The sequence below is a fragment of the Pseudomonas sp. BIC9C genome, from assembly GCF_034541995.1.
GTDB lineage: Bacteria > Pseudomonadota > Gammaproteobacteria > Pseudomonadales > Pseudomonadaceae > Aquipseudomonas > Aquipseudomonas fluorescens_CC.
Window position 1 is genome coordinate 429,116 of record NZ_JAWDGM010000004.1, and the last position, 24,967, is coordinate 454,082.

General features: G+C 60.9%; 27 protein-coding genes and 1 pseudogene. 16 read left to right on the top strand and 12 right to left on the bottom strand.

Annotated features, from left to right (window positions below):
• Nucleotides 1–145 precede the first annotated feature (145 nt).
• The 6 genes from RS887_RS19815 to RS887_RS19840 all read left to right on the top strand — a co-directional run bounded on the left by RS887_RS19815 (nucleotide 146) and on the right by RS887_RS19840 (nucleotide 6,972).
• A complete protein-coding gene (locus RS887_RS19815; protein ID WP_322616676.1) occupies nucleotides 146–1,519 on the top strand; it encodes a glutamine synthetase family protein in 1,374 nt (457 codons plus the stop codon).
• A 7-nt stretch (nucleotides 1,520–1,526) separates the two neighbouring features.
• Entirely contained in the window at nucleotides 1,527–2,918 is a 1,392-nt protein-coding gene (locus RS887_RS19820; RefSeq protein ID WP_322616677.1) for an aldehyde dehydrogenase family protein, read from the top strand.
• Between the two features lie 3 nt (nucleotides 2,919–2,921).
• Nucleotides 2,922–4,082 (top strand): iron-containing alcohol dehydrogenase, encoded by a 1,161-nt coding sequence (locus tag RS887_RS19825; RefSeq protein WP_322616678.1) that lies wholly within the window; start codon nucleotides 2,922–2,924, stop codon nucleotides 4,080–4,082.
• A 160-nt stretch (nucleotides 4,083–4,242) separates the two neighbouring features.
• Nucleotides 4,243–5,796, top strand: a complete 1,554-nt coding sequence (locus RS887_RS19830) for an amino acid permease (protein WP_322616679.1) — start codon at nucleotides 4,243–4,245, stop codon at nucleotides 5,794–5,796.
• Nucleotides 5,797–6,015: 219 nt separating this feature from the next.
• Nucleotides 6,016–6,306 (top strand): hypothetical protein, encoded by a 291-nt coding sequence (locus RS887_RS19835; RefSeq protein WP_322616680.1) that lies wholly within the window; start codon nucleotides 6,016–6,018, stop codon nucleotides 6,304–6,306.
• An 81-nt stretch (nucleotides 6,307–6,387) separates the two neighbouring features.
• On the top strand, nucleotides 6,388–6,972 hold the full coding sequence (locus tag RS887_RS19840; protein ID WP_322616681.1) for a chorismate mutase: 585 nt from the start codon (nucleotides 6,388–6,390) through the stop codon (nucleotides 6,970–6,972).
• A gap of 66 nt (nucleotides 6,973–7,038) precedes the next feature.
• On the opposite strand, the gene RS887_RS19845 is transcribed toward RS887_RS19840, so the two are convergent.
• Nucleotides 7,039–8,004: a GlxA family transcriptional regulator gene (locus RS887_RS19845; RefSeq protein ID WP_322616682.1), complete on the bottom strand. Its 966-nt coding sequence runs from the start codon at nucleotides 8,002–8,004 to the stop codon at nucleotides 7,039–7,041.
• A gap of 104 nt (nucleotides 8,005–8,108) precedes the next feature.
• On the opposite strand from RS887_RS19845, the gene RS887_RS19850 reads away from it, so the two are divergent.
• From RS887_RS19850 to RS887_RS19870, 5 genes are all read left to right on the top strand, one after another.
• Complete coding sequence (locus RS887_RS19850) at nucleotides 8,109–8,678, top strand: thioesterase family protein (protein ID WP_322616683.1); 570 nt, start codon at nucleotides 8,109–8,111, stop codon at nucleotides 8,676–8,678.
• Between the two features lie 274 nt (nucleotides 8,679–8,952).
• Complete coding sequence (locus RS887_RS19855; RefSeq protein ID WP_322616684.1) at nucleotides 8,953–9,327, top strand: hypothetical protein; 375 nt, start codon at nucleotides 8,953–8,955, stop codon at nucleotides 9,325–9,327.
• Nucleotides 9,324–9,524 carry a helix-turn-helix transcriptional regulator gene (locus RS887_RS19860; protein WP_322616685.1) on the top strand — a complete coding sequence of 67 codons (201 nt, stop codon included), beginning with the start codon at nucleotides 9,324–9,326 and terminating at the stop codon, nucleotides 9,522–9,524. The genes RS887_RS19855 and RS887_RS19860 overlap by 4 nt, the downstream gene beginning before the upstream one ends.
• A gap of 27 nt (nucleotides 9,525–9,551) precedes the next feature.
• Complete coding sequence (locus RS887_RS19865; protein ID WP_322616686.1) at nucleotides 9,552–10,286, top strand: SGNH/GDSL hydrolase family protein; 735 nt, start codon at nucleotides 9,552–9,554, stop codon at nucleotides 10,284–10,286.
• Nucleotides 10,287–10,288: 2 nt separating this feature from the next.
• On the top strand, nucleotides 10,289–10,717 hold the full coding sequence (locus RS887_RS19870; RefSeq protein ID WP_322616687.1) for a nuclear transport factor 2 family protein: 429 nt from the start codon (nucleotides 10,289–10,291) through the stop codon (nucleotides 10,715–10,717).
• Nucleotides 10,718–10,996: 279 nt separating this feature from the next.
• On the opposite strand, the gene RS887_RS19875 is transcribed toward RS887_RS19870, so the two are convergent.
• From RS887_RS19875 to RS887_RS19890, 4 genes are read right to left on the bottom strand one after another with little or no spacing between them, the layout of a single operon-like run.
• Nucleotides 10,997–12,121 carry an agmatine deiminase family protein gene (locus RS887_RS19875; RefSeq protein WP_322616688.1) on the bottom strand — a complete coding sequence of 375 codons (1,125 nt, stop codon included), beginning with the start codon at nucleotides 12,119–12,121 and terminating at the stop codon, nucleotides 10,997–10,999.
• Between the two features lie 49 nt (nucleotides 12,122–12,170).
• Entirely contained in the window at nucleotides 12,171–13,271 is a 1,101-nt protein-coding gene (locus tag RS887_RS19880; RefSeq protein WP_322616689.1) for an extracellular solute-binding protein, read from the bottom strand.
• Between the two features lies 1 nt (nucleotide 13,272).
• Nucleotides 13,273–14,181, bottom strand: a complete 909-nt coding sequence (aguB, locus tag RS887_RS19885) for an N-carbamoylputrescine amidase (RefSeq protein WP_322616690.1) — start codon at nucleotides 14,179–14,181, stop codon at nucleotides 13,273–13,275.
• Between the two features lie 4 nt (nucleotides 14,182–14,185).
• A complete protein-coding gene (locus RS887_RS19890; RefSeq protein ID WP_322616691.1) occupies nucleotides 14,186–15,238 on the bottom strand; it encodes an agmatine deiminase family protein in 1,053 nt (350 codons plus the stop codon).
• Between the two features lie 134 nt (nucleotides 15,239–15,372).
• On the opposite strand from RS887_RS19890, the gene RS887_RS19895 reads away from it, so the two are divergent.
• Nucleotides 15,373–16,248, top strand: coding sequence for a LysR substrate-binding domain-containing protein (locus RS887_RS19895; protein WP_322616692.1), 876 nt, complete (start codon nucleotides 15,373–15,375; stop codon nucleotides 16,246–16,248).
• Here RS887_RS19895 and RS887_RS19900 read toward each other — a convergent pair whose 3' ends face one another.
• Nucleotides 16,249–16,638: a cytochrome c family protein gene (locus tag RS887_RS19900; protein WP_322616693.1), complete on the bottom strand. Its 390-nt coding sequence runs from the start codon at nucleotides 16,636–16,638 to the stop codon at nucleotides 16,249–16,251. It abuts the gene before it with no gap.
• A gap of 348 nt (nucleotides 16,639–16,986) precedes the next feature.
• Between RS887_RS19900 and RS887_RS19905 the strand changes: the two are divergent.
• Nucleotides 16,987–17,934 (top strand): annotated as a pseudogene (locus RS887_RS19905) (IS110 family transposase).
• A gap of 47 nt (nucleotides 17,935–17,981) precedes the next feature.
• Here the strand turns inward: RS887_RS19905 and RS887_RS19910 are convergent.
• The 3 genes from RS887_RS19910 to RS887_RS19920 all read right to left on the bottom strand — a co-directional run bounded on the left by RS887_RS19910 (nucleotide 17,982) and on the right by RS887_RS19920 (nucleotide 19,837).
• A complete protein-coding gene (locus RS887_RS19910) occupies nucleotides 17,982–18,377 on the bottom strand; it encodes a DUF1801 domain-containing protein (RefSeq protein ID WP_322616694.1) in 396 nt (131 codons plus the stop codon).
• A 62-nt stretch (nucleotides 18,378–18,439) separates the two neighbouring features.
• A complete protein-coding gene (locus RS887_RS19915; RefSeq protein WP_322616695.1) occupies nucleotides 18,440–18,883 on the bottom strand; it encodes an arsenate reductase ArsC in 444 nt (147 codons plus the stop codon).
• Between the two features lie 24 nt (nucleotides 18,884–18,907).
• The gene (locus RS887_RS19920) at nucleotides 18,908–19,837 is read right to left on the bottom strand and encodes a Ppx/GppA family phosphatase (RefSeq protein ID WP_322616696.1); all 930 of its coding nucleotides are present in this window, start codon (nucleotides 19,835–19,837) and stop codon (nucleotides 18,908–18,910) included.
• A 177-nt stretch (nucleotides 19,838–20,014) separates the two neighbouring features.
• Between RS887_RS19920 and ppk2 the strand changes: the two genes are divergently transcribed.
• Nucleotides 20,015–20,932: a polyphosphate kinase 2 gene (ppk2, locus tag RS887_RS19925; RefSeq protein WP_322616697.1), complete on the top strand. Its 918-nt coding sequence runs from the start codon at nucleotides 20,015–20,017 to the stop codon at nucleotides 20,930–20,932.
• Between the two features lie 252 nt (nucleotides 20,933–21,184).
• Here the strand turns inward: ppk2 and RS887_RS19930 are convergent, their stop codons facing one another.
• Nucleotides 21,185–21,523 (bottom strand): hypothetical protein, encoded by a 339-nt coding sequence (locus RS887_RS19930; protein WP_322616698.1) that lies wholly within the window; start codon nucleotides 21,521–21,523, stop codon nucleotides 21,185–21,187.
• A 67-nt stretch (nucleotides 21,524–21,590) separates the two neighbouring features.
• Nucleotides 21,591–22,250 (bottom strand): ATPase, encoded by a 660-nt coding sequence (locus RS887_RS19935; protein ID WP_322616699.1) that lies wholly within the window; start codon nucleotides 22,248–22,250, stop codon nucleotides 21,591–21,593.
• Nucleotides 22,251–22,480: 230 nt separating this feature from the next.
• On the opposite strand from RS887_RS19935, the gene RS887_RS19940 reads away from it, so the two are divergent.
• Both RS887_RS19940 and RS887_RS19945 read left to right on the top strand, forming a co-directional pair.
• Entirely contained in the window at nucleotides 22,481–22,807 is a 327-nt protein-coding gene (locus RS887_RS19940) for an NIPSNAP family protein (protein ID WP_322616700.1), read from the top strand.
• Between the two features lie 160 nt (nucleotides 22,808–22,967).
• Complete coding sequence (locus tag RS887_RS19945; RefSeq protein ID WP_322616701.1) at nucleotides 22,968–24,470, top strand: lytic transglycosylase F; 1,503 nt, start codon at nucleotides 22,968–22,970, stop codon at nucleotides 24,468–24,470.
• A gap of 20 nt (nucleotides 24,471–24,490) precedes the next feature.
• Here RS887_RS19945 and RS887_RS19950 read toward each other — a convergent pair whose 3' ends face one another.
• Nucleotides 24,491–24,949 (bottom strand): GNAT family N-acetyltransferase, encoded by a 459-nt coding sequence (locus RS887_RS19950; RefSeq protein ID WP_322616702.1) that lies wholly within the window; start codon nucleotides 24,947–24,949, stop codon nucleotides 24,491–24,493.
• Nucleotides 24,950–24,967: the final 18 nt, after the last annotated feature.

Below are 24,967 nucleotides of genomic sequence, written 5' to 3' on the forward strand. Positions count from 1 at the left end.
CAAAACTTGCACTTTGCACCGGTAGGCTAAGCTTTGATCAACTCGTTGCTCATGATGCTCGGTTCTGCAGGTTTTGGGTGTTTCTGGAGAGCGTCTGCAACAGCGATCTCAGACTGGCCCAAACCTTTCACGCAGGATTGACGTGATGACCGAGCCCCTCCTCAGTTTTGATGCACTCAAACGCGCCGCGGCTGCCGGCGAAATCGATACCGTGCTGGTCTGCATGGTCGACATGCAGGGACGGCTGGTCGGCAAACGATTCCAGGTCGAGTTTTTCATCGACAGCGGCCACGAAGAAACCCATTGCTGCAACTACCTGCTGGCCGATGACATCGACATGGAGCCGGTGCCGGGTTACGCCGCGGCCAGTTGGAGCAAGGGCTACGGCGATTTCGTGCTCAAGCCCGACATGTCCACCCTGCGGCGCGTTCCCTGGCTTGAATGCACGGCGCTGGTGCTGTGCGACGTGCTCGATCATCACCATCGCCAGGACCTGCCCCACAGCCCTCGGGCGATTCTGAAAAAACAGGTCGAGCGCCTGCACGCGCGCGGCTATACCGGCATGTTTGCCTCGGAACTCGAGTTCTATCTGTTCGATGAGAGTTACGCGGCGATCCACGAGCGCAACTATCACAAACCGAAAACCGCCGGCCATTACATCGAGGACTACAACATCCTGCAGACCACCCGCGAAGAGCCGGTGCTGCGGGCGATTCGCAAGCATTTGCAGGCATCTGGCATTCCCGTGGAAAACTCCAAGGGGGAATGGGGCCCGGGCCAGGAAGAGATCAACATCCGCTACGCCGATGCCATGACCATGGCCGACCACCACGTCATCATCAAGCACGCCTGCAAAGAGATCGCCCAGTTGCAGGGCAAGGCGATCACCTTCATGGCCAAGTGGCGCTACGACGCCGCCGGTTCCAGCAGTCACATCCATAATTCGCTGTGGGACAAGAACGCCAAAAAGCCGCTGTTCTTCGACGCCAAAGCCGAGTTCGGCATGTCGAAACTGATGCGCGCCTGGGTCGCCGGTCAGCTCAAGTACGCCAACGACATCACCTGCTTTCTCGCGCCCTACATCAACTCCTACAAGCGCTTTCAGGCTGGCACTTTTGCGCCAACCCGGGCGGTGTGGAGCCGCGACAATCGCACCGCCGGCTTTCGCTTGTGTGCCGAAGGCAGCAAGGCCATCCGCATCGAATGCCGCATCGGTGGCGCCGACCTCAACCCCTATCTGGCCTTCGCCGCATTGATCGCGGCGGGCCTGGCCGGTATCGACGAGAAACTCGACCTCGCGCCGCCGTTCGAAGGTGACGCCTACCTGGATGAGCATTTGCCGGAAGTGTCCAAGACCCTGCGCGAAGCGAGCGCCGCACTCAAGGCCTCCGGCATGTTGCGCAAGGCGTTCGGCGATGAGGTGGTCGACCATTACGTGCACACCGCCGAGTGGGAGCAGAAAGAGTACGACCGGCGAATCACCGACTGGGAATTGCAGCGCGGCTTCGAGCGCTATTGAGAACATCATGACTGAGAAGGTTCAACTGATCTCCCCGGTCGATGGCCGGGTGTACGTCGAACGCGAAGTGGCCGATGCGGCGCAGGTCGAGCAGGCGCTGACGGCCGCTGCCAGCGCACAGGCGTCATGGCAACGCCGCCCACTGAGCGAGCGCGCGGCGTTTTGCACTGCCGCGGTGGACGCGATGCTGTCGATGCAGGCGGACATCGTGCCGGAGCTGGCCTGGCAGATGGGCCGCCCCGTGCGTTTTGGCGCCGGTGAGTTGCGCGGTTTCGCTGAACGCGCCCGGCACATGATCGCTATCGCACCGCAGGTCCTTGACCGGGTAGAACCCGAGCCTGTCGCGGGATTTCGACGCTATATCAAGCGCGAACCGCTGGGCACGGTGCTGGTCGTCGCCCCGTGGAATTACCCCTACCTGACGGCGGTGAACACGATTATCCCGGCGCTGATGGCCGGCAACAGCGTGATCCTCAAACATGCGTCCCAGACGCTGCTGGTGGGCGAGCGTTTCGCCGAGGCCATGCGTCGCGCAAAACTGCCCGAGGGGCTGTTCCAGAATCTGCTGCTCAACCATGTATCGACCGGGGCGATCATTGCTTGCGGGCGCGTGCAGCAAGTGAACTTCACCGGTTCCGTGGAGGCGGGCAAAGTCATGGAAAGCGCCGCCAGCGGACAATTTCTCGGCATGGGCCTGGAGCTCGGCGGAAAAGACCCGGCCTATGTCCGCGCAGACGCCAACCTTGAACATGCGGTGGAAAATCTGGTGGACGGCAGCTTCTTCAATTCCGGGCAGAGTTGCTGCGCCGTGGAACGTATCTACGTCGACCAGAAAATCTTCCCGGTGTTTGTCGAGCGCTTCGCCGAACTGACCCGCCAGTACGTGCTGGGCAACCCGCTGGACGAAGCCACTACCCTCGGTCCGCTGGTGACACCGGGCGCCGCATTCTTCGTTCGTGGCCAGATCGCCGAAGCGCTGGCCCAGGGTGCGACGGCGCTGATCGATCCGCAGGCATTTGCCGCCGACGTACCGGGCAGCGCCTACCTCGCGCCGCAGGTCCTGGTCGATGTCACCCATCAAATGTCGGTCATGCGCGACGAAAGCTTTGGCCCGGTGGTCGGCATCATGCCGGTGGCCAGCGATGACGAGGCCATTGCCTTGATGAACGACAGCGAGTTCGGGCTCAGCGCTTCCATCTGGACCCAGGACCTCGCAGCGGCCGAGCGCCTGGGCAACGAAATCGCCACCGGCACGGTGTTCATGAACCGCTGTGATTACCTGGATCCGGCACTGGCCTGGACCGGCGTGAAGCACAGCGGACGCGGCGTCACCCTGTCGCCATTGGGCTACGAGCACCTGACCCGGGCCAAATCCTTTCATCTGCGTCACGAGGTGTAGACCATGAACCTGACAGGAAACTGGAACTACCCCACGAGCGTTCGTTTCGGTGTCGGGCGCATCGCCGAACTGGCCGACGTCTGTCGCAGCCAGGGTATCCAGCGGCCGTTGCTGGTGACCGACAGCGGCCTGGCGCGCGCGCCGATCACCACGGCGGCCCTGGACGCGTTGCGCGCCGCCGGTCTTGGTGTCGCGCTGTTCTGCGACCTCAAGCCCAATCCGGTGGAAGCCAACCTGGCCGGCGGGCTCGACGCCTGGCGTGCCGGCCGGCACGACGGCGTGATCGCCTTCGGCGGCGGCAGTGGCCTGGACATGGGCAAGCTGATTGCGTTCATGAGCGGCCAGACCCGCCCGGTCTGGGACTTCGAGGACATCGGCGACTACTGGACCCGCGCCGACGACAGCCGCATCGCCCCGGTCATTGCGGTGCCGACCACGGCGGGAACCGGTTCCGAAGTCGGTCGTGCGGCGGTGATCATCGATGAGCGCACCCACACCAAACGCATCATATTCCACCCGAAAATGATGCCGCGCGTGGTGATCAGCGACCCGGCCCTCACCGTCGGCATGCCGGCCAAAATCACCGCCGGCACCGGCATGGATGCATTCTCCCACTGCCTGGAAGCGTACTGCGCCCCCGGCTTTCACCCCCTGGCCGATGGCATTGCCGTGGAAGGCATGCGCCTGGTGGCCAATTCACTGGTGAAAGCGGTACACACGCCGTCGGACCTTGAGGCGCGCGCGCAAATGCTCGCGGCGGCGGCGATGGGCGCCACCGCATTCCAGAAAGGCCTGGGCGGGATGCATGCGCTCTCGCATCCGGTGGGCGCGCTGTACGACACCCATCACGGCATGACCAACGCCACCTTCATGCCCTATGTCCTGCAGTTCAATCGCTCGGCCATCGAGGAGCGCATCACCCGCCTAGCGGCTTACCTGCGCCTGCCCTCCCCGGGGTTCGACAGCTTCCAGGCCTTCGTCCTCAAGCTGCGCAAGGACATCGGCGTGCCCCATACCCTGGTTGAGCTGGGCGTGGATGACCGGCAGGCCGACCTGATCGCGGACATGGCGATTGTCGACCCCTCCGCCGGCGGCAACCCGTTGCCATTGACCCGGGACGGCGTGGCAAGGATTTTCGACGCGGCGTTTCACGGCCGTCTGTAGGAGCGAGCTTGCTCGCGATGAACGTCAACGATGAAGCGGGGAGCCTGACACCCCACGTCATCCTCAAGTCCATCGCGAGCAAGCTCGCTCCTACAGAAATCCAAGGTCGAGCCTACGGCGGCTCAGTTCGGCCTGTCCAAAACCTGAAGGGGCACACATCATGAACCCAGCAAGCCAGCCCGGCACCGACGCGCAAGACGAAGACGTCAAAGTGCTGCACAGCATGGGCTATGCCCAGCAACTCTCACGACGAATGGGCGTTTTCTCCAACTTTGCCATTTCCTTTTCGATCATCTGCATCCTCTCGGGTGGCATCAACTCCCTGGCCCAGGGCACCTCGGGCGCGGGGGGTATATCCATCGGCATCGGCTGGCCGATCGGCTGCCTGATCTCCGGGGTGTTCGCCATGGCCATGGCGCAGATTTCCTCGGCCTACCCCACCGCTGGCGGCCTGTACCACTGGGGCTCGATCCTGGGTAACCGCTTCACGGGCTGGCTGACCGCGTGGTTCAACCTGCTGGGGCTGGTCACGGTGCTCGGGGCGATCAACGTCGGCACCTATTACTTCTTTTTCGGTGCCTTCGGACCGGCACTGGGCATGGAGGACACGACCACGGTCAGGGTGATTTTCCTGGCGATCCTCACCGGCCTGCAGGCCTTGTGCAACCACCTGGGCATCGGCCTGACCGCCAAGCTCACCGACTTCTCCGGCTACCTGATTTTCGCCACCGCGCTGGCGCTGACCATCGTCTGCCTGATCTCGGCGCCCAGCTATGAATTCGCGCGGTTGTGGACCTTCAACAACTATTCCGGCGAGGTGGGCGGCAGTGTCTGGCCGCAGGTCTCGAACGGCTGGATTTTCATGCTCGGCCTGCTGTTGCCGATCTACACCATCACCGGCTATGACGCCTCTGCGCACACCTCCGAGGAAACCCGCAATGCGGCCATGTCGGTGCCCCGTGGCATGGTCATGTCGGTGGTCTGGTCGTTGCTGTTCGGCTGGCTGATGCTAAGCGCGTTCGTGCTGATGCTGCCGAGCATGGACGAAGCGGCCAAGCAAGGCTGGAACGTGTTTTTCTGGGCCATGAATACGCAGGTGAACCCGTTGCTTCGGGACGTGCTGTACGTGGCGATTTTCATCTCGCAGGTGCTCTGCGGACTGGCTACGGTCACCTCGGTTTCACGCATGATCTTCGCGTTCTCCCGGGACGGCGGCCTGCCTTGTTCAAAAGCGCTGTCCTCGGTCTCATCGACCCATCGCAGCCCGGTCGCGGCCATCTGGACCGGTGCCACCCTCGCGGTGTTGTTCGACTGGGGATCTTCGGTGATCTCGATCGGGGCAACGCCGGTCTATACCATCGTGGTGTCCTGCACGGTGATCTTCCTGTTCTTCTCCTTCGCCATTCCCATCGTGCTCGGCCTGTTTACCTACGGGACGTCGAAGTGGCCGACCATGGGGCCATGGAACATGGGGCGTTTCTGGTACTCGGTGTTCGCCATTCTCTCGGTCCTGTCGATGATCATCATCTTCGTCATCGGCATCCAGCCACCGAACGATTGGGCGCTGTACATCACCATCGGCTTCCTGATCCTGACCGCCATCGTCTGGTTCGGTTTTGAAGCACGACGGTTCCAGGGGCCGCCGGTGGGCGACATGATCGTCAAGCGCCAGGCCGAAATTGCCGCGGCGGAAGCGGCGTTGAACAGGAAATAGAGCGAGCAATGAGTAACCTGTGGGAGCGGGCTTGCCCGCGAAAACGGCGTGTCAGGCGACATTGATGCTGAACGTGCCGGCCCCTTCGCGGGCAAGCCCGCTCCCACAATGATTGCAGTGTTCAAACCCTTAATTGATTGGCATTAGCCCGATCAACCGGGCTTTTTTGCAGGCCGATGATTTATCCTGTGCCTCCCCGATTTCGCCCCGGAGACACCAGTGCCCGCCCTCACCGCCCGCGAGGTTTACCAACAGTTGCGCGACGCCGCCCAGGGCATTCGCACCTTCCAGCGAGTCGATGAAGCTTGCGAGTCCAGTCATGTACAGATCGACATCGAAGGCTGGCGCCTGACGCTCGACGTCGACGCCGGCCACTTGCGCCACTGCCTGCACGGCCAAAGCCCCGATGGCCGCGAGTATGCGTTCGACAACGGGCAGCGCTTCGGCACCGACCCGGTGAGTTTGCTCAGCACCTGGGAACTGGCGCAGATTGAACGGCTGCTGGCCTGATTCCTTCGCAACCTGTCGTTCCCTGGCCGCACTTGTGATACACAAGCCGCAGTGATTACTGCGTCCAAGGAGGTTCTGCCCATGCCCCGTTCCCCACGCCTGCCGCACTGGCTGGCCTGCGCCCTGTTCGGTCTGTTCGCTGGCGGTGCCCAGGCCGGCACGACGCCTGCGGCGCCCGATGCCTTGCAACCCTTGCTGGCGACGATGAATGAGCGGTTGTACATCAGTGAACTGGTGGCGCTGACCAAGTGGGACAGCGGCAAACCGGTCCAGGACAACGCCCGGGAAGCGCAAGTCATCGCCAACGCCAGGAAGCAGGCGGCCGAGCGCAAGCTCGACCCCGACGATGTCGCCGACCTGATCGCCGCCCAGATCGCCGCCCAGATCGAAGCCAGCAAACTGCTGCAATACGGCCGGCTCGCGCAATGGCAAGCGGCGCACGAGGCACCGGACACGCCACGGCCGGACCTGGGCAACGAGATTCGGCCGAAGCTCGACAAGTTGCAAACCCTGCTGCTCAAGCAGTACGCCGATTTCCTGCCCTACCGCAAAGACCCGAACTGCCCGCAATGGCTGGCCACCGAACGCTCCGCGCTGATCAAGGATTCCCTGCATGGACAGGCGATGATTCGTGCGACAGGCGAGTTGTGCGTTGTGAGTCGATGACAGCGAAGTGATCCAGACGAAGAGCCCGGCCCAATCGGCCGGGCTTTCATGGACGCTCTTTCCTCTTCAGCTCGCCGCCGCTTGAAACCGCTTCCGGTAAGCCGCCGGCAGTAGCCCGACGCGTTGTTGAAACAGCCTGCGAAACGAGTTGCCATCCTCGTAGCCCACGGCATAGGTGATGCTGTCCAGCGTCATGCGTGTGGATTCAAGCAACTGTTTGGCCTTTTCCAGACGCAAGGTCTGCAGGTAGGCAATCGGCGTGTAGCCGGTGGCGTCCTTGAAACGTCGCTTGAAGTTGCGCACGCCGAAGCCGAATTGTTGGGCCACATCATCGATCAACAACGGCTGATCGAAGCGTTCTTCCAGCCAGTTTTGCACCCGCAGGATGTCGCCATCACCATGGCTCTTGGGCATTGACCACATCACATATACCGACTGCTCGCTGCGCACCGAGTCGACCAACAGGTACTTGCCACACTTTTGCGCCAGTTCCAGTGACACAAAGCGACGCACCAGGTGCAGCAACAGGTCCATGGCCGCACTCGCGCCGCCGCTGGTGACCACGCGATTGTCCTCGCAAATGATTTGCCCTTCGTCCAGCAACGCTTCGGTATAGCGGCGACGGAAAAGCTCGGCAAAAGCCCAGTGCGTGGTCGCACGGGTGCCGTTCAATAGCCCGGCCTCACCCAACATGAACGCCGCCGTGCACATGGAAGCCACCACAGCACCTTGGGCGTGCTGCTCACGCAGCCACGGCCCATAGGCGCAAAAGGCCGGCAAGGCGTCCTTGAGGGTGAAGAGGAATCCCGGGATCAGGACCAGATCGGTTCGCGGGATCTCGCGAGTGGAACGGTTCACATGCAAGCGCTGCCCGCCCCAGGCAGCGACATCGGCGCCATCGAGCGAAGCGCTGACCACCCTGAACGGTGGTGGGTCGCTATCGGCGAACAGGTTGGCGGCACTGAGCACTTCCAGGGCCATGGTTGCGCTAGCGGCGGAGCATTGATCAGCCAGTAACAAGGTGATGTGCATAGCGACTCCATTGCACTTTCCGCATGAAAAATGTCATTTGCGCACCTACCTTAGCCGATTTTCATGGCCTAAAGTGCAGCCATCAACCCAACGGTGGCGCACTTATGAATCTCTGGTTTCGACTTTTCCTTATGCTGTTGCGTCGCCCGTGGCGCAAACCCGTGGACGCCTCGGCGACCACCGTTGTGTGCATGCGCGTGTGGCCGCTGGATCTGGACCTCAACCGGCACGTCACCAACGGTCGCTATTTCACGCTGGCAGACATCGGGCGAATGGATTACGTACTGCGCAGCGGCGCCTTTCGCGTGGCGCTTCGTCATAAGGCCGTGCCGATTGTCGGTGATACCTGGGGCAAGTTCCGCCGAGAGTTGCGCCTGTTCGAAGCCTTTGAAATACATACCCGCATGCTTGGCTGGGACGACAAGTGGACCTTTATGGAGCACCGTTTCGTGAGCAAGGGCCGGGTGGTCGGCGTGGTGGTGATGCGTGGTCTGTTCCGCGCGGGCAAAGGCACGGTGGCACCCGGTGAATTCGCGCTGGAGCTGGGTTTGCCAGAGCAATCGCCATCGATGCCGCCATGGCTGACGGACTGGTCGCGTAACTGCAACGACATGAGCCATCAGTTACGTACACAAGAGGCTCGGCCTGCGCGGCAACCGGAGACAGTCGGCTGATCGCCACCTGTGCACGCTCTATTCTGTGCCTTCCCGACTCTGCACCGGAGGCACCTGTGCCCGCCCTCTCCGCCCAGGGCTAGCTGCATGGCCAGGCGATGATTCGCGCAACGGGCGAGTTGTATGTTGTGGGGTCGATGACAGCGAGTGATTCAGACGAAGAGCCTGGCCCAATCAACCGGGTTTTTCATGGGCAGGCCCCATGTAAAACACCCTTTACATTCGTGAAATCTCCGGCGAATATGTAAAGGGGCTTTTACATCAGGAGGATGCAATGAAACGCTTCTACATTGAAATGGGCATCGCGATTACGCTGTACACCCTGTTGTTGCTGGTGTCGGTGATTCTGCTTAAAGACCAGCAAGAAATGGCCATGGCGCTGAAGGTCATCATCACTCTGTTGCCTGTGATTCCAGCAGGGCTGATGTGTTGGGCGGTGGTGCGCAATGTGCGCACGCTGGACGAAATGCATTTGCGTATTCAGTACGAAGCGCTCGGTTTTGCCTTTGCCGCTTCTGCATTGCTGACCTTCACCTACGGTTTTCTGGAGAATGTCGGCTTTCCACACGTGTCCTGGGTCTGTGTGTGGCCAGTGATGGGCCTGATGTGGATGATCGGGCTCAGGCTTGCCAAGCGGCGGTATCAATGAAAAACCGGCTCAAGGAACTGCGTGCCGAACGCAAGTGGTCTCAGGTCGAGCTGGCGGCGTTGTTAAATGTTTCGCGGCAGACCATCAATGCCATCGAAAATGGCCGCTATGATCCCAGCCTGCCCTTGGCGTTTCAGATTGCCCGGGCATTTGCGTTGCCAATCGAGAGCATTTTCGACGATGAGTTCGCTGGGTAATCTCCCTCTTCAATCAGGCGCCTGTTCATGAGCCGCACTGAAACCCTCGCCAAAATCCTGCTCGGCCCGTTGTTGCTGGTACAGGGCCTGTACACGCGGCGGGTAACGCCCAGGTTGCCGGAGGCCGAAGGTGAGCGCCTGGGCGAGGCCGGCAGTGGCGAGGTTCTGCGCTTGTTGATTGTGGGCGACAGCGCCGCTGCTGGCGTGGGGGCGGCGACTCAAGGTGAAGCCCTCAGTGGTCGGCTGGTCGAGCGCCTGGCTGATGATTTTCAGGTGTCGTGGAAACTCTGGGCGCGCTCCGGCCTGGATTCGCAAGGGTTGCTGGCGCTGCTGGAACAGCACGCCCCGGAGCCGTTCGATGTGGCGCTGTTGTCGATTGGCGTCAACGATGTCACCAGCTCACTCTCCCTGGATCAGTGGCTCGCTCGGCAACAGCGATTGATCGCACTGTTATGCGACAAATTCGCGGTGAGGCAGATTGTGCTGTCGCCGCTTCCGCCCATGCATTTGTTCCCCGCCCTGCCGCAGCCGCTGCGCTGGTTCCTGGGGTTCAGGGCGCGCCGCTTCAATGCACATCTAGCGGATCTGGCCGCACGCATGGATCGATGTACGATGCTGAACACCCCGCTGGCACCCGAACCGGGCTTGATGGCCAGCGATGGTTTTCATCCGGGGCCGATGCTCTACCGTCAATGGGCCGACGATGCCGCCAGGGTGATCGACCAACGTTTTCGCACCACAACAATAAAAAACAGGAGTTGAAGATGTCTGAGCTGAACCTGAACCCCAACGTCGCAGCGTCCCTGCAGCAGTGGCACGCGATGATCGGCAAGCGTGACTTGAGCGCCTTGCCCGAATTGCTCGATCCGCAGGCGGTGTTCCGTTCGCCGATGGCGCACACGCCGTATCCGGGGGCGCCGGTGGTGTCGATGATCCTCAACACGGTCGTGAACGTGTTCGAGGAATTTGCCTACCACCGCGAACTGGCGACGGCGGATGGCTTGAACGTGATTCTCGAGTTCAGCGCCAAGGTCGGCGAGAAAGAGCTCAAGGGCATCGACATGATCCGCTTCAACGAACAGGGCAGGATTGTCGAGTTTGAAGTGATGGTGCGGCCACTGAGTGGCTTGCAGGCGTTGGGTGAGGAAATGGGGCGGCGCCTCGGTGCTTACCTGAAGGCCAGCAAGGCCTGAATTCCTTATCCCCCCTGTAGGAGCGAGCATGCTCGCGATGGGCGTTAACGAAAACGCGTGCTTGCTGGCTAAACACGGTGCTCTTGAGTTCATCGCGAGCAAGCTCGCTCCTACAGGGGATCATTCTCGCTTGAATGAACAGCATTACCCCTGTGGGAGCGGGCTTGCTCCGGGCGGCGTTCCGACGAAGGGGCCGGCACATTCAGCATCAATGTCGCCTGATACTCCGCCTTCGCGGGCAAGCCCGCTCCCACAGGTTTTGTGTAAAACCTGAAGTCATCACACCAACGGCTGGTGACTGGTCACGCAGTGAATGCCACCTCCGCCCGCGGAAATCGCGTCGATGTCGAGCTGCACCACCTCGCGGTCCGGGTAGAGTTCGGACAGCAGGTCGAAGGCTTTGGCATCCGCTTCCTTGTCGCCGAATTGCGGTGCGATGATCGCGCCATTGATCACGAAGTAGTTGATGTAGCCGGCGGCGAAGTCCGGGTTGTCCTTGCTGAACCGGCTGTTGCGCGGGTTGAGCGGTGGCGACAGGGTATGCACCTGCAACTTGCGACCATCGGCATCCGTGGCATTTTCGAGGATTTCCAGATGGGCGCGAGTGACCTTGTAGTCGTAGGACTCGGGGTCGTTGTCGAGGTTGGCGATCACCACGCCGGGCTTGACGAAGCGCGCATAGAAGTCGACATGGGCGTCGGTGATGTCCTTGCCCTTGATGCCCGGCAGCCAGATGATTTTGCGCAGGCCCAGCCGTTCTTTCAGTTCCTCTTCGACGTCGGCCTTGCTCCAGTCGGGATTGCGATTACGGTTGAGCCAGCTGCTTTCGTTCATGATCCCGGTGCCGTGGCCATCCACTTCGATGCCACCGCCCTCGCCCACCAGTTCGCTGCGCAGGTAATCCGCCTTGGCGTTTCCGGCGACCCGGGCGGCCAGTTGTGCATCCTCCTCATGCTGTTGTTTGTTGCCCCAGCCATTGAAGTTGAAGTCCACGGCGCCGAGGTCGCCGTTGCCATCGACGACAAAATTGGCGCCGATGTCGCGCATCCAGATGTCATCCAGTTCGGCGATCACGAAGGTCGTGTTGTGGCTGCCGCATTTGGCTTCGGCCAGGCGCCGCTCGCTCTGGCGACAGAACACGGTGACCGGCTCGTAGTGGGCGATACTGCGGGCGATCCGGCCAAGGGCGTCCTGCACGTGGGGCGTGAAATCCTCCCAGATCGCGGCCTGTGCCCTGAAGGCGATGAAGGCCCGCTGGTGTTTGTCCCCTTCATCGGGCATGTACCACTTGCCATTACCGGCCGCTCGCACCGGCAGGGAGGCAAAGCCCAGTCCCATGGAGGCCAGCGCACCCAGTCCGGCGGCGACCGATACCTGCTTGATGAATGTTCGACGTGTCGGCATGTATTTTCCTGATATCTCGGGTTTGGCCGGCCCTCGGGCCGGCCAGTGATCATTTAACGGTAGCGGTCTTGAATTTGGTCCAGGTGTGCATGCGTGCCCGCATGTCGGATTGGGGTATGTCCTTGCCGGGAATCAGCCGCGCGTAGGTGGCTGCATCGAGGTAGATGTCCGGGTTGTTGCGCATCGCGGCATCGACGTCCGGCCGCGCCTTGGCGTTGGAGGTCGGATAGCCGGTGAAGTTGCTGATGGCCGCCATGTTCTGCGGGCGCATCACAAAGTTGATGAACGCGTAGGCGTACTCCGGATGCTGCGCGTCGACGGGAATGGCCATGGTGTCCATCCACACCGTGGTGCCTTCGCGGGGAATGCGGTAGTGGAAGGTGGTTTTCTTGCCGGCGCTGTCAGATGTGCGCTGCGCCTGGGTCATGTCGCCGCTGTAGCCGAGGGACATGCACAGGTTGCCGTTGACCAGATCGGTCACCGGTTGCGACTGGAACTTGCGAATGTATGGCCGCAGTTTCATCAGCAACTCGCTCGCCGCCGCCAGGTCGGCTGGTTTGGCGCTGCGTGGATCGCGACCGAGGTAGTTGAGCACCACGGCCAGCACTTCGTCAGGCGAGTCGATCATCGAGATGCCACAGTCGGCGAACTTCGCCGCCAGTTCCGGTTTGAACAGCATGTCCAGGCTGTCGACCGGCGCGTCCGGCGCTCGCTTGGCAATCTGCTCGGCGTTGTAGGTCAGGCCGATGGTGCCCCAGGTATACGGGACCGTGGCCTTGCTCGAATGCTCATAGTGCGAGCGCAGCTTTTGCAATCCGGGCTCGACGTCGTTCAGGCCGGTGATTTTGGACTGATCCAGCGGCTGCAAACTGCCAGCACGCATCAAGCGCTCGGCCACGGTGTCACCGGGGAAGATCAGGTCGTAGCCACTGCCGCCAGCGAGCATTTTCGCTTCCAGGGTTTCGCTGCCGTCCATGACGTCGTAGATCACCTTGATCCCGGTTTCGGCGGTGAACTTGCCGAGGGTGTCCTCGGCAAAATAATCGGCCCAGTTGTACAGCCGCAGGGTTTTCTCTTCGGCGTGCAGCGCAGGCACCGCACAGGTCAGCGCCAGCCCCATGGCCAGGCACAGCTTGTTGATCGTGTTCATGTCACACCCCTTGGGTTGCCCAGCGTGAATGGATCTGACGACCGTCCTGGGTCAACAAGGCGCCGTACATTTCCGGACGGCGATCGCGGTAGATGCCCCAGGTCAGGCGGTCTTCGCGCATGGCCGCCAGGTCCAGGCTGTGGACCAGTACGCCGGTGCTGTCGCGGTCGGCTTCGGCGAGCAACTTGCCCTTGTGGTTGCAGATGAACGACGAACCGTAGAAGCTCATTTGCAGGGTCGGGTCGGTGGTCGCCGCTTCCCGGCCGACACGGTTGGCGGCCACCACCGGCAGCAGGTTGGCGGCGGCGTGGCCGCGCATGGTCATCTGCCAGTGATCGCGCGAATCCAGCGTTGCGCAGCCCGGCTCGGAGCCAATGGCCGTGGGGAACAGCAGCACTTCGGCGCCCATCAGGGCCAGGCAGCGGGCGGTTTCGGGGAACCACTGGTCCCAGCAGATGCCCAGGCCGATGCGCCCGAACGCGGTGTCCCAGACCCGGAAACCGCTGTCGCCGGGGCTGAAGTATTCCTTCTCCTGATAGCCGATGGCGTTGGGGATGTGGGTCTTGCGGTACACCCCCAACAGACGCCCGTCGGCGTCGGCCACGCTCAGTGAATTGAAGTAGGCGTTGCCGGCCTTCTCGTACCAGCTCAGCGGCAGCACCACGCCCAACTCTTTCGCCAATGCGGCAAAGCGCTGGAGCACGAGGCTGTCGCGATATTCCTCGGCCAGCGCCAGGTGTTTGTGGTGTTGCTCGATGCAGAAATACGGCGTGGCGAACAGCTCCTGCAACAGGATGACCTGCGCGCCCTTGGCCGCGGCCTCGCGGACCAGTTGCTCGGCCTGGTCGAGGTTGTGTTTGAGGTCCCAGGTGCAGGGCATCTGGGTGGTGGCGATGGTCAGCAGTGTCATGGCATCAACCCCGCACCGGCCAGGCCGGCTGTTGCTGGGTGATGCAATGCACACCGCCACCGCCATGGGCCAGATGGTTGATCCGCACCGGCACCACTTCGCGTCCCGGGAATGCCTGCACCAGCACTTGGGCCGCGACGTTATCGGCATCGATGCCATAGGCCGGCATGATGATCGCGCCGTTGGCGATGTAGAAGTTGGTGTAGGAAGCGCAAAACACTTCGGCCTCGGTGTCCACCGCATCGGTGGCTTCATGGAGTTCGATCAGCTCGAACCGGCGGCCCTGGGCGTCGGTGGCCAACTCCAGGGCACGGCGGTTTTCCCGGGCCACTTCGGCATACACCGATTGCTTGTCGTGGGTGGCGTCCACCAGCAGCACGCCGGGACGGGCAAAGGCGCACACGCCATCGACGTGACCGTCGGTCATGTCGCCGGTCACGTAGTCCGGATCGCCCGGCAACCAGATGGTTTTCTTCACCCCCAGCAGACGGGTGAAGATCTCTTCGATCTCGGCCTTGGTCACGCCCGGATTGCGATTGGGGTTGAGCAACACCGACTCGGTGGTGATCAACGTGCCCTCGCCGTCCACATGAATCGCACCGCCCTCGTTGCTCAGCGCCGTGCCGAAACACTCCAGCCCCAACTGGTTGAGCGCGCGACGGGCCAGGCTTTCGTCCAGATCGTGGGCCGACTTGCCGCCCCAGGCATTGAAGCGCCAGCTCACACCGGCCAAACCTTGCTGCGGGTGGCAGACGAAGCTCGGGCCGGAGTCACGGCACCAGCTGTCGTTGACCGCCAGTTCGATCAATTCGATGTTCGGCCCGCACAAGGCTTTGGCGCTGGCGACCGCCGAAGGATCGACCACCAGTTTCACCGGTTCGAAACGGGCGATGGCGTTGGCCACGCGGGCGAAGTCCTCTTGAACCTGCGGCAGTGTCACCCGCCAGCCTGACTCCCAAAGGGTCTTGTTGTGCGGCCAGACCATCCAGGTCGCGGCGTGGGTGACCCACTCGGCTGGCATCATCCAACCGCTGTTTTGAATTGCGTTCTGCTGCATGACAAGTACCTCTAAGTTAAGTCATTGTGTTCAATGAAAACGGCCTTGGCGGTCTTGGCATGCATGCTACGACTGGTAAAACGGGCAAACAAACGATGGATTTTGCAGGCAACTGATTAGAGGAACTTATCGATATGCTCAAACACTGGCCGCCCCTGAGCACCCTGCGCGGCTTCGAAGCCGCCGCCCGGCTGGGCAGTTTTCACAAGGCCGCCGAAGAGTTGCACCTCACCCAATCGGCGATCAGCCAGCAGATCCGCAGCCTTGAGGCTTACCTTGAACAACCGCTGTTCTATCGCAGCGGGCGCAGCGTCAGCCTGACCGATGCCGGTCACGATCTGCTGAGCACCACCCAGGCGTTGTTGCAGCAACTGGCGGTGGGCATTCGCCGGCTTGGGCAATACCAGAAACCCAATCAACTGGTGCTCAACACCACCCCGGCGTTTGCCCGGCACTGGTTGTTGCCGCGCCTGGGGGATTTCCGTCGGCAGCATCCCCAGGTCGATCTGTGGATTTTCAGCACCGATGAAGTGCCGGACATGGCCAGCCAGACCATCGACCTGGCGGTGCGCGACGACATCAGTTCCCAGGCCGAATGCAGCTTCAAGGTGCTGCACGCCGACCGCCTCTACCCGGCGTGTCACCCGAACCTGTTGGCTGTGCCGGTGAAGCAGCGCACCACCCTGCATGGCGAGCGGGAAATGGACTGGAGCCACTGGGCGGTGGAATCGGCAATCGATGTGGGGCAGATGGATCAGGGACTGAATTTTTCCGATCCGGGTTTACTGCTGGACGCAGCCTGCACCGGGCTCGGCATTGCGCTGGTGAGCCAGTTGCTGAGTCGGCAGGCGCGGGCCGCCGGGTTGTTGCGGCCGATGGTGGAGCAAACCATCCGCGGCCCGAACTGGGCGCTGCTGACGCACCGTGACAGCGAGAACATCCCGATGGCACGGGCCTTCACTGAATGGCTGGTGGACAATCTGGCAGCCGACCAGCAGGCCACTGCGTGATTATTGCGCCGGGAAGGTTTGCAGGTAGGCAAGCAAATCTTCGATTTTTTCCGGATCGCTGAGGCCCCAGAAAATCATGCGGGTGCCGGGGACGACCTTCTTCGGTGCTTCGAGGTAGGCGATCAGGGTTTCGCGGTCCCAGACCAGGTTGGCTGATTTCATCGCATCGGAATACACGTAGTCCGTGGTCACGGCGGAGTGGCGACCGATCACGCCATTGAGTTGCGGGCCAAAGAAGGCGCGAGCCGATTCGCCGATCTGATGGCAGCCGCTGCAGAGACGCTTGAACACTTTCTCCCCGGCCTGTGCATCGCCCGCAGCAAGGGCGGATGTGCTGAACAGGCCAGCGCTGAGCGCCAGGACGAGGGTCAGTGCGGCGATTTTCTTCATGTTGCGATTCCAGTCTGCGAATGCTCGCTATTGGAACATGACCGGCAATGATGTGCATTCCCTGTGGGAGCGGGCTTGCTCGCGAAGGCGGTCAACCCGCCACCTGCGATGTTGGAGGTGATGGCCTCTTCGCGAGCAAGCCCGCTTGTATGGTAGGACTTGAAGGGAGGAGGAGGGACAAAGCCCGATTCTGACTGTTGACGCAGTACAGATCCGTGGGAGATTTCGCCTCCTCCTTTCACCCAAGCGCCGATAAAGAATGCATCTGGCTAGACCGACGATAGGAACAAGCCTGCGCCTCTGGGTGAGCCCTTCAAGTGCTCAAAACCATATCCCGGAGGAAATTTAATGGCAATGCCGGTTTCTGTCTCAAAGCCGATCGCAGGCGTGGATGTCGCCAAGAATGAACTGGTGATTTATCACGCCGAACTTGACCTGCTTGAAACGATTCCCAACAACAAGGCAGCCATCAAGCAGTGGCTGAAGGACTTGCCGAGGACAGTGGCCATCGCCATTGAGTCGACCAATATCTATCACCTGGAGTTCGCCGATCTGGCCTACGAGGCCGGCTGCGTGATTTACATGGTGGGTGGCTATGAGCTGAGCCATTACCGCAAAGGGGGTGAGTGTCCGCGCCAAAACCGACGCGCTGGATGCCAGGCTGCTCGCTCGCTACCTGAAGAACGAAGGTGACGATCTTCATCCCTGGACCCCGCCATCACCGCTGTACCGTCAGCTCTTGAGCCTTTTCGCCGCCGGGCGGCTCTGGTTCAGGCACGAGTGGGCCTGGTGCAAAGCTGGGCGAATGAACCGCTGTTGAAGACCGCTTTCGCCGAGCAAGTGAAATCCATGCAACAGCTTGAGGCGCTGGTCGAAAAGACGATTAAGGATTATCTGAAAGAAGCCGGTTTACTCGGTCAGTTGAAGCGCTGTCTGAAAGTTGAAGGCATCGGATTTTTGACCGGAGCCCGCTTGATCGCAGCATTCCAGCGAGGCGATTTCAGAAACGCAGATGCCTTCATCGCCTTTCTGGGAATGGATTTGCGGGTGGCGAAGTCAGGACAAAAAAGACGGTCGCCGAAGCTTGACCAAACGAGGTGATCCGGAAGCTCGCCGACTTCTGCACAACGCAGCCATGTCGGCCAGTCGTACACCAGCCTGGAAAGATTTTTACGCGGCACAAAGAGCTCGAGGGTTCAGCACCACTCAGGCACTGGTGATACTGGCTCGCAACTTGCTCGGGTCGTATTCGCCTTGCTCAAGGGGCAAAGCGAATACCAGCCAAAAGTCGGTTGAGGGCTTCCCCTCAACCATAGAATCTCCCACAGGGGCCTGTGCATGGCTTACTTTTTGGATCGGGATGTATTGAGCTCGATTGCCACCTGAATCAATGCCTTCAGCGCCTTTTCATCGATTTGCTCACCCTCGCGAATATCAATCGCACGCCGCGTATTGCCTTCAAGGCTGGCGTTGAACAGCTTCGATGGATCGTCCAGTGAAGCGCCCTTGGCGAAAGTAAGCTTCACCACTTGTTTGTAGGTTTCGCCGGTGCAAATGATCCCGGCACGGGACCACACCGGCACGCCCCGCCACTTCCACTCTTCGATCACTTGCGGGTCGGCCTGCCGGATGATCTTGCGGATGCGGGCCAGGGTTTCGCCGCGCCAGTCAGCCAGCTCGCGGATTCGCTCGTCGATCAGCACCGAGGCTTCGTTTGAGTCAACCTTGTCCGTTTGCATACCCGTCTCCACCTTCTTCATGAGGGTTGTGACCGATGAGGGTAGACGGTGTTCGAGGCTTGTCAGGATTCGCTGACTGACGGCGTCTGGGCCACGTGTCGGGTTTTCACCGTGACGAACATTTTGATGCGGTCGCCGATTTCCTGAAGGGTATGGCGGAACGGATCGTGCCTTTCGCTGGTGGTCGGGTCTTCGAAGCTCCAGACGATCACTTCACCGGTAAACGGCATGCGCGAGGCCTCTTCGGAGGACTTGTCGCACAGGGTGATGACGTAGTCGAACGCCTGACCTTCGAAATCCTCGAGGGACTTGCTGCGCAAGCCGCTGGCATCGACATTGATGTGTTCGAGGGATTCGAACGTGCGTGGATCGATCTCGGTGGCCTCAAGCCCGGCGCTGAAGGCCTGGAAGTCGGCAGGGTCGGTGTGGCGAAGCAAGGCTTCGGCCATGGGTGAGCGAACATCGTTTCTGGCGCAGACGAACAGCACGCGACGTGGGTCGGTCATGGTTTTACCTCGGCTGGCAGGTTTTTAGTGTTTGCTCATCAATCCATGCAGCACGCCGAACCGCAAACCCGGCTCTGACGCAATCATATGCGTGATCCCGAACACCTTGAACGCCGCCAGCATCACCACCAGACCGCCGGGCAAGATGCTCAGGCGATGGGTGGGCAACCCCGCCAACTTGAGGTGTTTCACATGTTTGACTTCCAGCAGGCGCAACGACAGACGCAACAGGCCGCCGTAGGTGATGCCGCTTTGACCGTCGTCATTGAGGCCATTGGCCTTGAGCACCTTGGCCAGCATCCGCGCCGTCCCTGAAGAACCGATCGCCTGCTGCCAGCCCATGGCCCGGTAACGCCGGGCAATGCGCTCGAACTGCACCGTGGCCGCGCGTTCGGCCTCCAGCAGCGCTTGCGCCACGATCCGCCCGCCATGGAAGTAATGCGCACCGAAGGTTCCGCTGCCGATGGCAATGCTCTCGGTGACCAGCAACCGGTCGCCACAGCCGATGATCATTTCCGTGGAGCCGCCGCCGATATCCACCACCAGCCGCGTGCTCTGCGCCGGCAAGGTGTGGGCCACGCCGGCGTAGACCAATTGCGCCTCTTCGTGACCGGAAATGACGTCGATGCGAAAACCCAGGTGACGCTCGGCACTGGCCAGGAACAACGGCGCGTTGTCCGCTTCGCGCACGGCACTGGTGGCCACCGCCCGCACGCGCCCGGCCTCGAAACCACGCAATTTCTTGCCGAATCGCGCCAGCGCCTGCCAACCCCGGTCCAGCGCCAACTCATCGAGCGCCCCACCCTGCAGGCCATCGGCCAGACGCACCGGTTCACGCAGGGTCTTCACTTCCTGGATGACCATCTGCTGGTTCCGTCTCACCGACTGGCCAATCATCATGCGAAACGCATTGGAGCCCAGGTCGATGGCGGCAAACAGCGGGGCGTCTTTCATACGGGGTTCCTTGCACATTCGTCTGCCGGCAGGCTGGCGGTCGCCGGGCACTCAAGACGGATTGCGAGGATCTTGCCATTACTTCGATGACACCCGGATGACAACGCCGGGCATCACCACTTCGTAACAAACTGTGACTAGCTTCGACTGTGCCACCCATGACGCGAGTGTCTCACCATGCTTTCCAATCAGGACACCTTGATCCAGCGCATCCACCGCGAGCTGCTCGATATCAGTGACGAAGAGCTGGAACTGGAATTATCGGAAGACGGACACAACCTGGACGCCCTGTTCGATGAACACATCGAGGATGGCAGCGAGAAAGAAGCCCGGCGCCGTTACTTCGCCGAACTGTTTCGCCTGCAAGGCGAACTGGTGAAACTGCAGAGCTGGGTGGTGAAAAACGGGCACAAGGTGGTGATCCTGTTCGAAGGCCGCGATGCCGCCGGCAAGGGTGGCGTGATCAAGCGCATCACCCAGCGTCTCAACCCCCGGGTATGCCGGGTGGCCGCCCTGCCCGCGCCCAATGACCGCGAACGCACGCAGTGGTATTTCCAGCGCTATGTTTCGCACTTGCCCGCTGCCGGGGAAATCGTGCTGTTCGACCGCAGCTGGTACAACCGCGCCGGGGTCGAAAAGGTCATGGGGTTCTGCAATGACGACCAGTACGAAGAATTCTTCCGCACCGTGCCGGAGTTCGAGCGCATGCTCGCCCGCTCCGGCATCCAGCTGATCAAGTACTGGTTCTCGATTTCCGACCAGGAACAGAACCTGCGCTTTCTCAGCCGCATCCACGATCCGCTCAAGCAGTGGAAACTCAGCCCCATGGACCTGGAGTCGCGCCGCCGCTGGGAGGCCTATACCAAGGCCAAGGAAATCATGCTCGAACGCACCCACATCGCCGAAGCGCCCTGGTGGGTGGTGCAGGCCGACGACAAGAAGAAGGCCCGACTCAACTGCATTCATCACCTGCTCAGCCAGATGCCTTATGAAGAAGTCGAGCTGCCCGTGATCGAATTGCCGCAGCGCGTGCGCCAGAAAGACTATTCACGGGGGCCTGTACCGCAGGAAATCATCGTGCCGGAGATTTACTGAAGCTCAACACATGACCTGTGGCGAGGGAGCTTGCTCCCGCTCGACTGCACAGTAGTCGTAAATGCATGCCCCTCCGTATGCCCGAAAGATTGCAGGGGGTCGCTTCGCAACCCAGCGGGAGCAAGCTCCCTCGCCACAATTGTTCGCCTGTCATTGAATCGTCATGTACCGGACGCCATACTCAGTCCATCCAATGCGTGCTTTATCTTTCTGCTGCCTCTCCCGGCGGCTTTTTTTTGCCTGAAATTGCGCTTACAGACATTCCTGCGCCGCACGTTCGAACGTCGACGGCACGAACGCCGACGCCAGCAACTTGCGCTCATACAGGAACACCTTGCCGCCATTCGAGGCCTTATAGGTTTCGAGCACGTTGTCTGCCGCCACTTTGCTTGATACGACGATCCGGTAGCTGCGCTGGGTCTGCGACACTGTGGGCGCGAGTGCATCGTGCTGCAACTTCGGCACCACGCAATGGGTGTACTCCTCGGGCGACTTGGCGGTCTGCAAGGTCAGCGTCGGATCGTTCGGTGTGGCACAACCGGCCAGCAGCAACGGGGCGAAAACCAGGGTCGGGGCGAAAAAAGTGCGCATGCATCAGGTCCTGAAAAGAAATCAACAGTTGTCTGGGTTGCCCGCCGTCCAATGGACGCCGGGATAATTAATTTGTTGTTGCGGTTAATCCGGCAGTCACCAGCGCCTTCAAGGACGCATCGAACTGTTTCAATGCAGTCAGTTGCAGGTCGCGTTGCTGTTCGATTTGCGCGGCAATCTCGGGCGCGGCCTTGTCATGCACCCACACCGACGGCAGTTGTTTTTCCACCGCGCCTTCGGCCTTGCCGATGTATTGCAGGCTGGCGTCGTAGAACCGCGCGGTGAAACGCGCCTCGACCCGGTCGTTACGCTGGGTCAGCAACTGATTGTGGGTATCGAGCATCACCACCACATCCGGATGGGCCTGCACCAGGGCATCGAGGTTGTCGTAGACCGTCACCGACAGAAAAGTGTGGTGCAGCGAACTCATCAGCCAGTCGATGGCCAGGTCCGGATCGGAGCTGTTGACGAACGCCTGGCGAATCCGCGCATCCAGTGCATTCTTCGCACCGTTCACCGCGACCGAGTGGTATTGCTCAAGGTATTGCAGGTTTTCCACGGTGTTTTCGCTGTAGAGCACCCCGACCGTCTGCCCGTATTGCAGCCCGCCCTGACCAGCGGTGATGGGCGGCAGATGGCAGCGTGTGTCTTCGGCATAGGCCGATGCGGTGGATGCAACACTGCCCAGCAACAGGGCAATCACAGCCAGTCGGGTCAACATTTTCATCGCGCAGGTTCCTTGAGCAGCGTATTCAATGCAGGCGATTTTCCGCCTTTGCACAAAAAACAGAACTTGCGATTCTTGATGGTGACTATTGACTGAACCGATAGTGCGGGGCCGCTGGCGCATGCACCTGGCGTAAACCTACCGGTCAATGTCGAACAAACGGCTGTGCCGGGCGCCCACGGTTCATTACAGTGGCGACTGCCCTCAAAACCAGATCAAGGAACGAAACAATGGTGACCTGCTACCTGAAATACGTGCTCGATCCCTACCAGCTCGACGCCTTCGAGCACTACGGCAAATTGTGGATTCCCCTGGTGGAAAAGTTCGGCGGCCAGCACCACGGCTACTTTTTGCCGTCGGAAGGCGCCAACAACATCGCCATCGCCTTGTTTACCTTCCCGAACCTGGCGGCGTACGAGCATTATCGGCAGCAGTCGATGAACGATCCGGAGTGCCTCGCGGCGTTCAAGTACGCCGAAGACCGGAAATTCATCCTCAGCTATGAGCGTTCGTTCATGCGCCCGGTGTTCGGCGATGAAAAACAGCCAGCCTCCTGATTGAGTCGAACCTTGAACCGCGCCCCACAAGCGGCCAGTGGGGCGTCGCTCAGCGAGAACGATTGCCCGATAGTTTTTGTCGCGCTTGAACCAATACGCGCCCCGTCATTGACCATACTCAACGGTGATCTCAATCTCTCTGCCCTGTCGGTGAGTGAACATGAACCCTGTATGGCGTTGCGGCCACATACTGTCCCTGCTTCTGCTGCTGTGCTGGCTGAATTCAGCCCTGGCACAAACCCGGTCCGAACTGCCCGCCGTTGAGCTGACCCCGGCCGAAGAAGCCGAAGTGCAAAGCCTGGTATTGCCGGTGCCCCAGCCCTGGGTCGGCGACTTCGAAGGCATGCGCGAACGCCGCTTGATACGCATCCTGGTACCGTATAGCAAGACCTTCTTCGAACTCAATCGCGGTCGCCAGCAGGGTCTGACTTACGAGCTGGGCAAAGGGCTGGAAGCCTGGCTGAACAAGACCCAGCCCTACGCGAAGAAATCGATGCAATGGCGGGTAATGTTCATCCCGACCGCCCGCAACGAGCTGATGCCAAAGCTGGTCCAGGGCGTCGGCGACATCGCCGCCGGTGGCCTGAGCATCACCGACGGACGCCTGAAAACCGTGGATTTTTCCGATCCGTTTGCGGTGAACATTCCTGAAGTGCTGGTCACCGGACCTGGCAGCAAGCCCTTTGAAAAAATCCAGGACCTGGCCGGGCAGGAAGTGACCGTCCGCGCCTCGAGCAGCTACTACGAGCACCTTCAGGCGCTCAACGCTTCATTCAAGGAAAAGGGCCTGGCGCCCATCGACCTGAAGGCCGCCGATGAAAACCTGGAGTCCGAAGACCTGCTGCAAATGGTCAATGCCGGGTTGCTCAAGGCCACGGTGGTGGATCGTTACATCGCCATCATCTGGTCACCGCTCTACACCGACATGAAAATCCACAACGAAGCGTTCCTGCATGAAAACTCGGAATTAGCCTGGGCGATCCGCAAGGACAGCCCACAATTCAAAAGCCAGTTGGCCGGGTTCGCCAAAACCCACAAGCTCGGCACTGCGTTCGGCAACAGCCTGCGAACCAAGTACGTCACCAACAGCAGCAAACGGGTGCTCAATGCCACGTCCGAAGCGGAAATGAAGAAATTCCAGGAGATGGTGGAGATCTTCACCCGCCATGCCAGCACCTACGGTTTCGACCACCTGATGCTGATGGCCCAGGGGTTCCAGGAATCACAACTCGATCAGCGTGCCCGCAGCCCCCGGGGCGCGGTGGGCGTCATGCAGTTGTTGCCGAAAACCGCCAAGGACCCCACGGTGGCCATCGGCGATATCGACAAGAGCGCCGACAAGAACATCGAGGCCGGCAGCAAGTACATGCGCCTGCTCGCCGACAAGTACCTGAACGACCCGCAATTGAACCAGATGAACAAAACCCTGATGACCTTCGCCGCTTACAACGCCGGGCCGGGCAACCTGCGCAAATTCCGCGCATTGGCGGAAAAATCCGGGCTGGACAAGAACATCTGGTTCGGCAATGTCGAGCAATCCGCGGCGCAAGTGGTCGGCCGGGAGACGGTGGATTACGTCGGCAACATCTACAAGTACTACGTGGCGTACAAACTGGTGGAGGAAAAAAACGCGGCAAGTACAGCCAACGCCGCTCAGCAATGACGGCTGGGCGGCAGCCCGGCTCAGTCTTTTTTCAGATCCAGGCAATAGGTGTAGTAACCGGGGTCGCGCACCCAGCCCAGGGATTCGTACAAGCGCTGGGCGGTGAAGTTGTCGGTGGCGGTTTCCAGGGTCATGCCTTTGCCACCGGCCAGCCTGGCAAAGTCCCGGGCGGTGTTCATCAGCAAGGTGCCGACGCCTTTGCCCCGGGCGGCGGGCGTAGTGAACAGGTCACCGAGCAGCCAGGTGCGGTGGGCATCGATGGAGGAAAAGGTCGGGAACAGCTGGACGAAACCGAGGTTTTCGCCGTCGCTTTCCCGGGCAAGAAAAATCACCGATTCGTCCCGGGCAATGCGCTCGGCGATGAAGGCGCGCGATTGTGCCAGGTTCGACGGCTGCTCGTAGAACATCCGGTAGGCGTCAAACAAAGGGGCGATCTGGTCGATATGCGATGCGTCGGCGCGCAGGGCCTGAATAGCCATGAGGGTGCTCCATTGCGG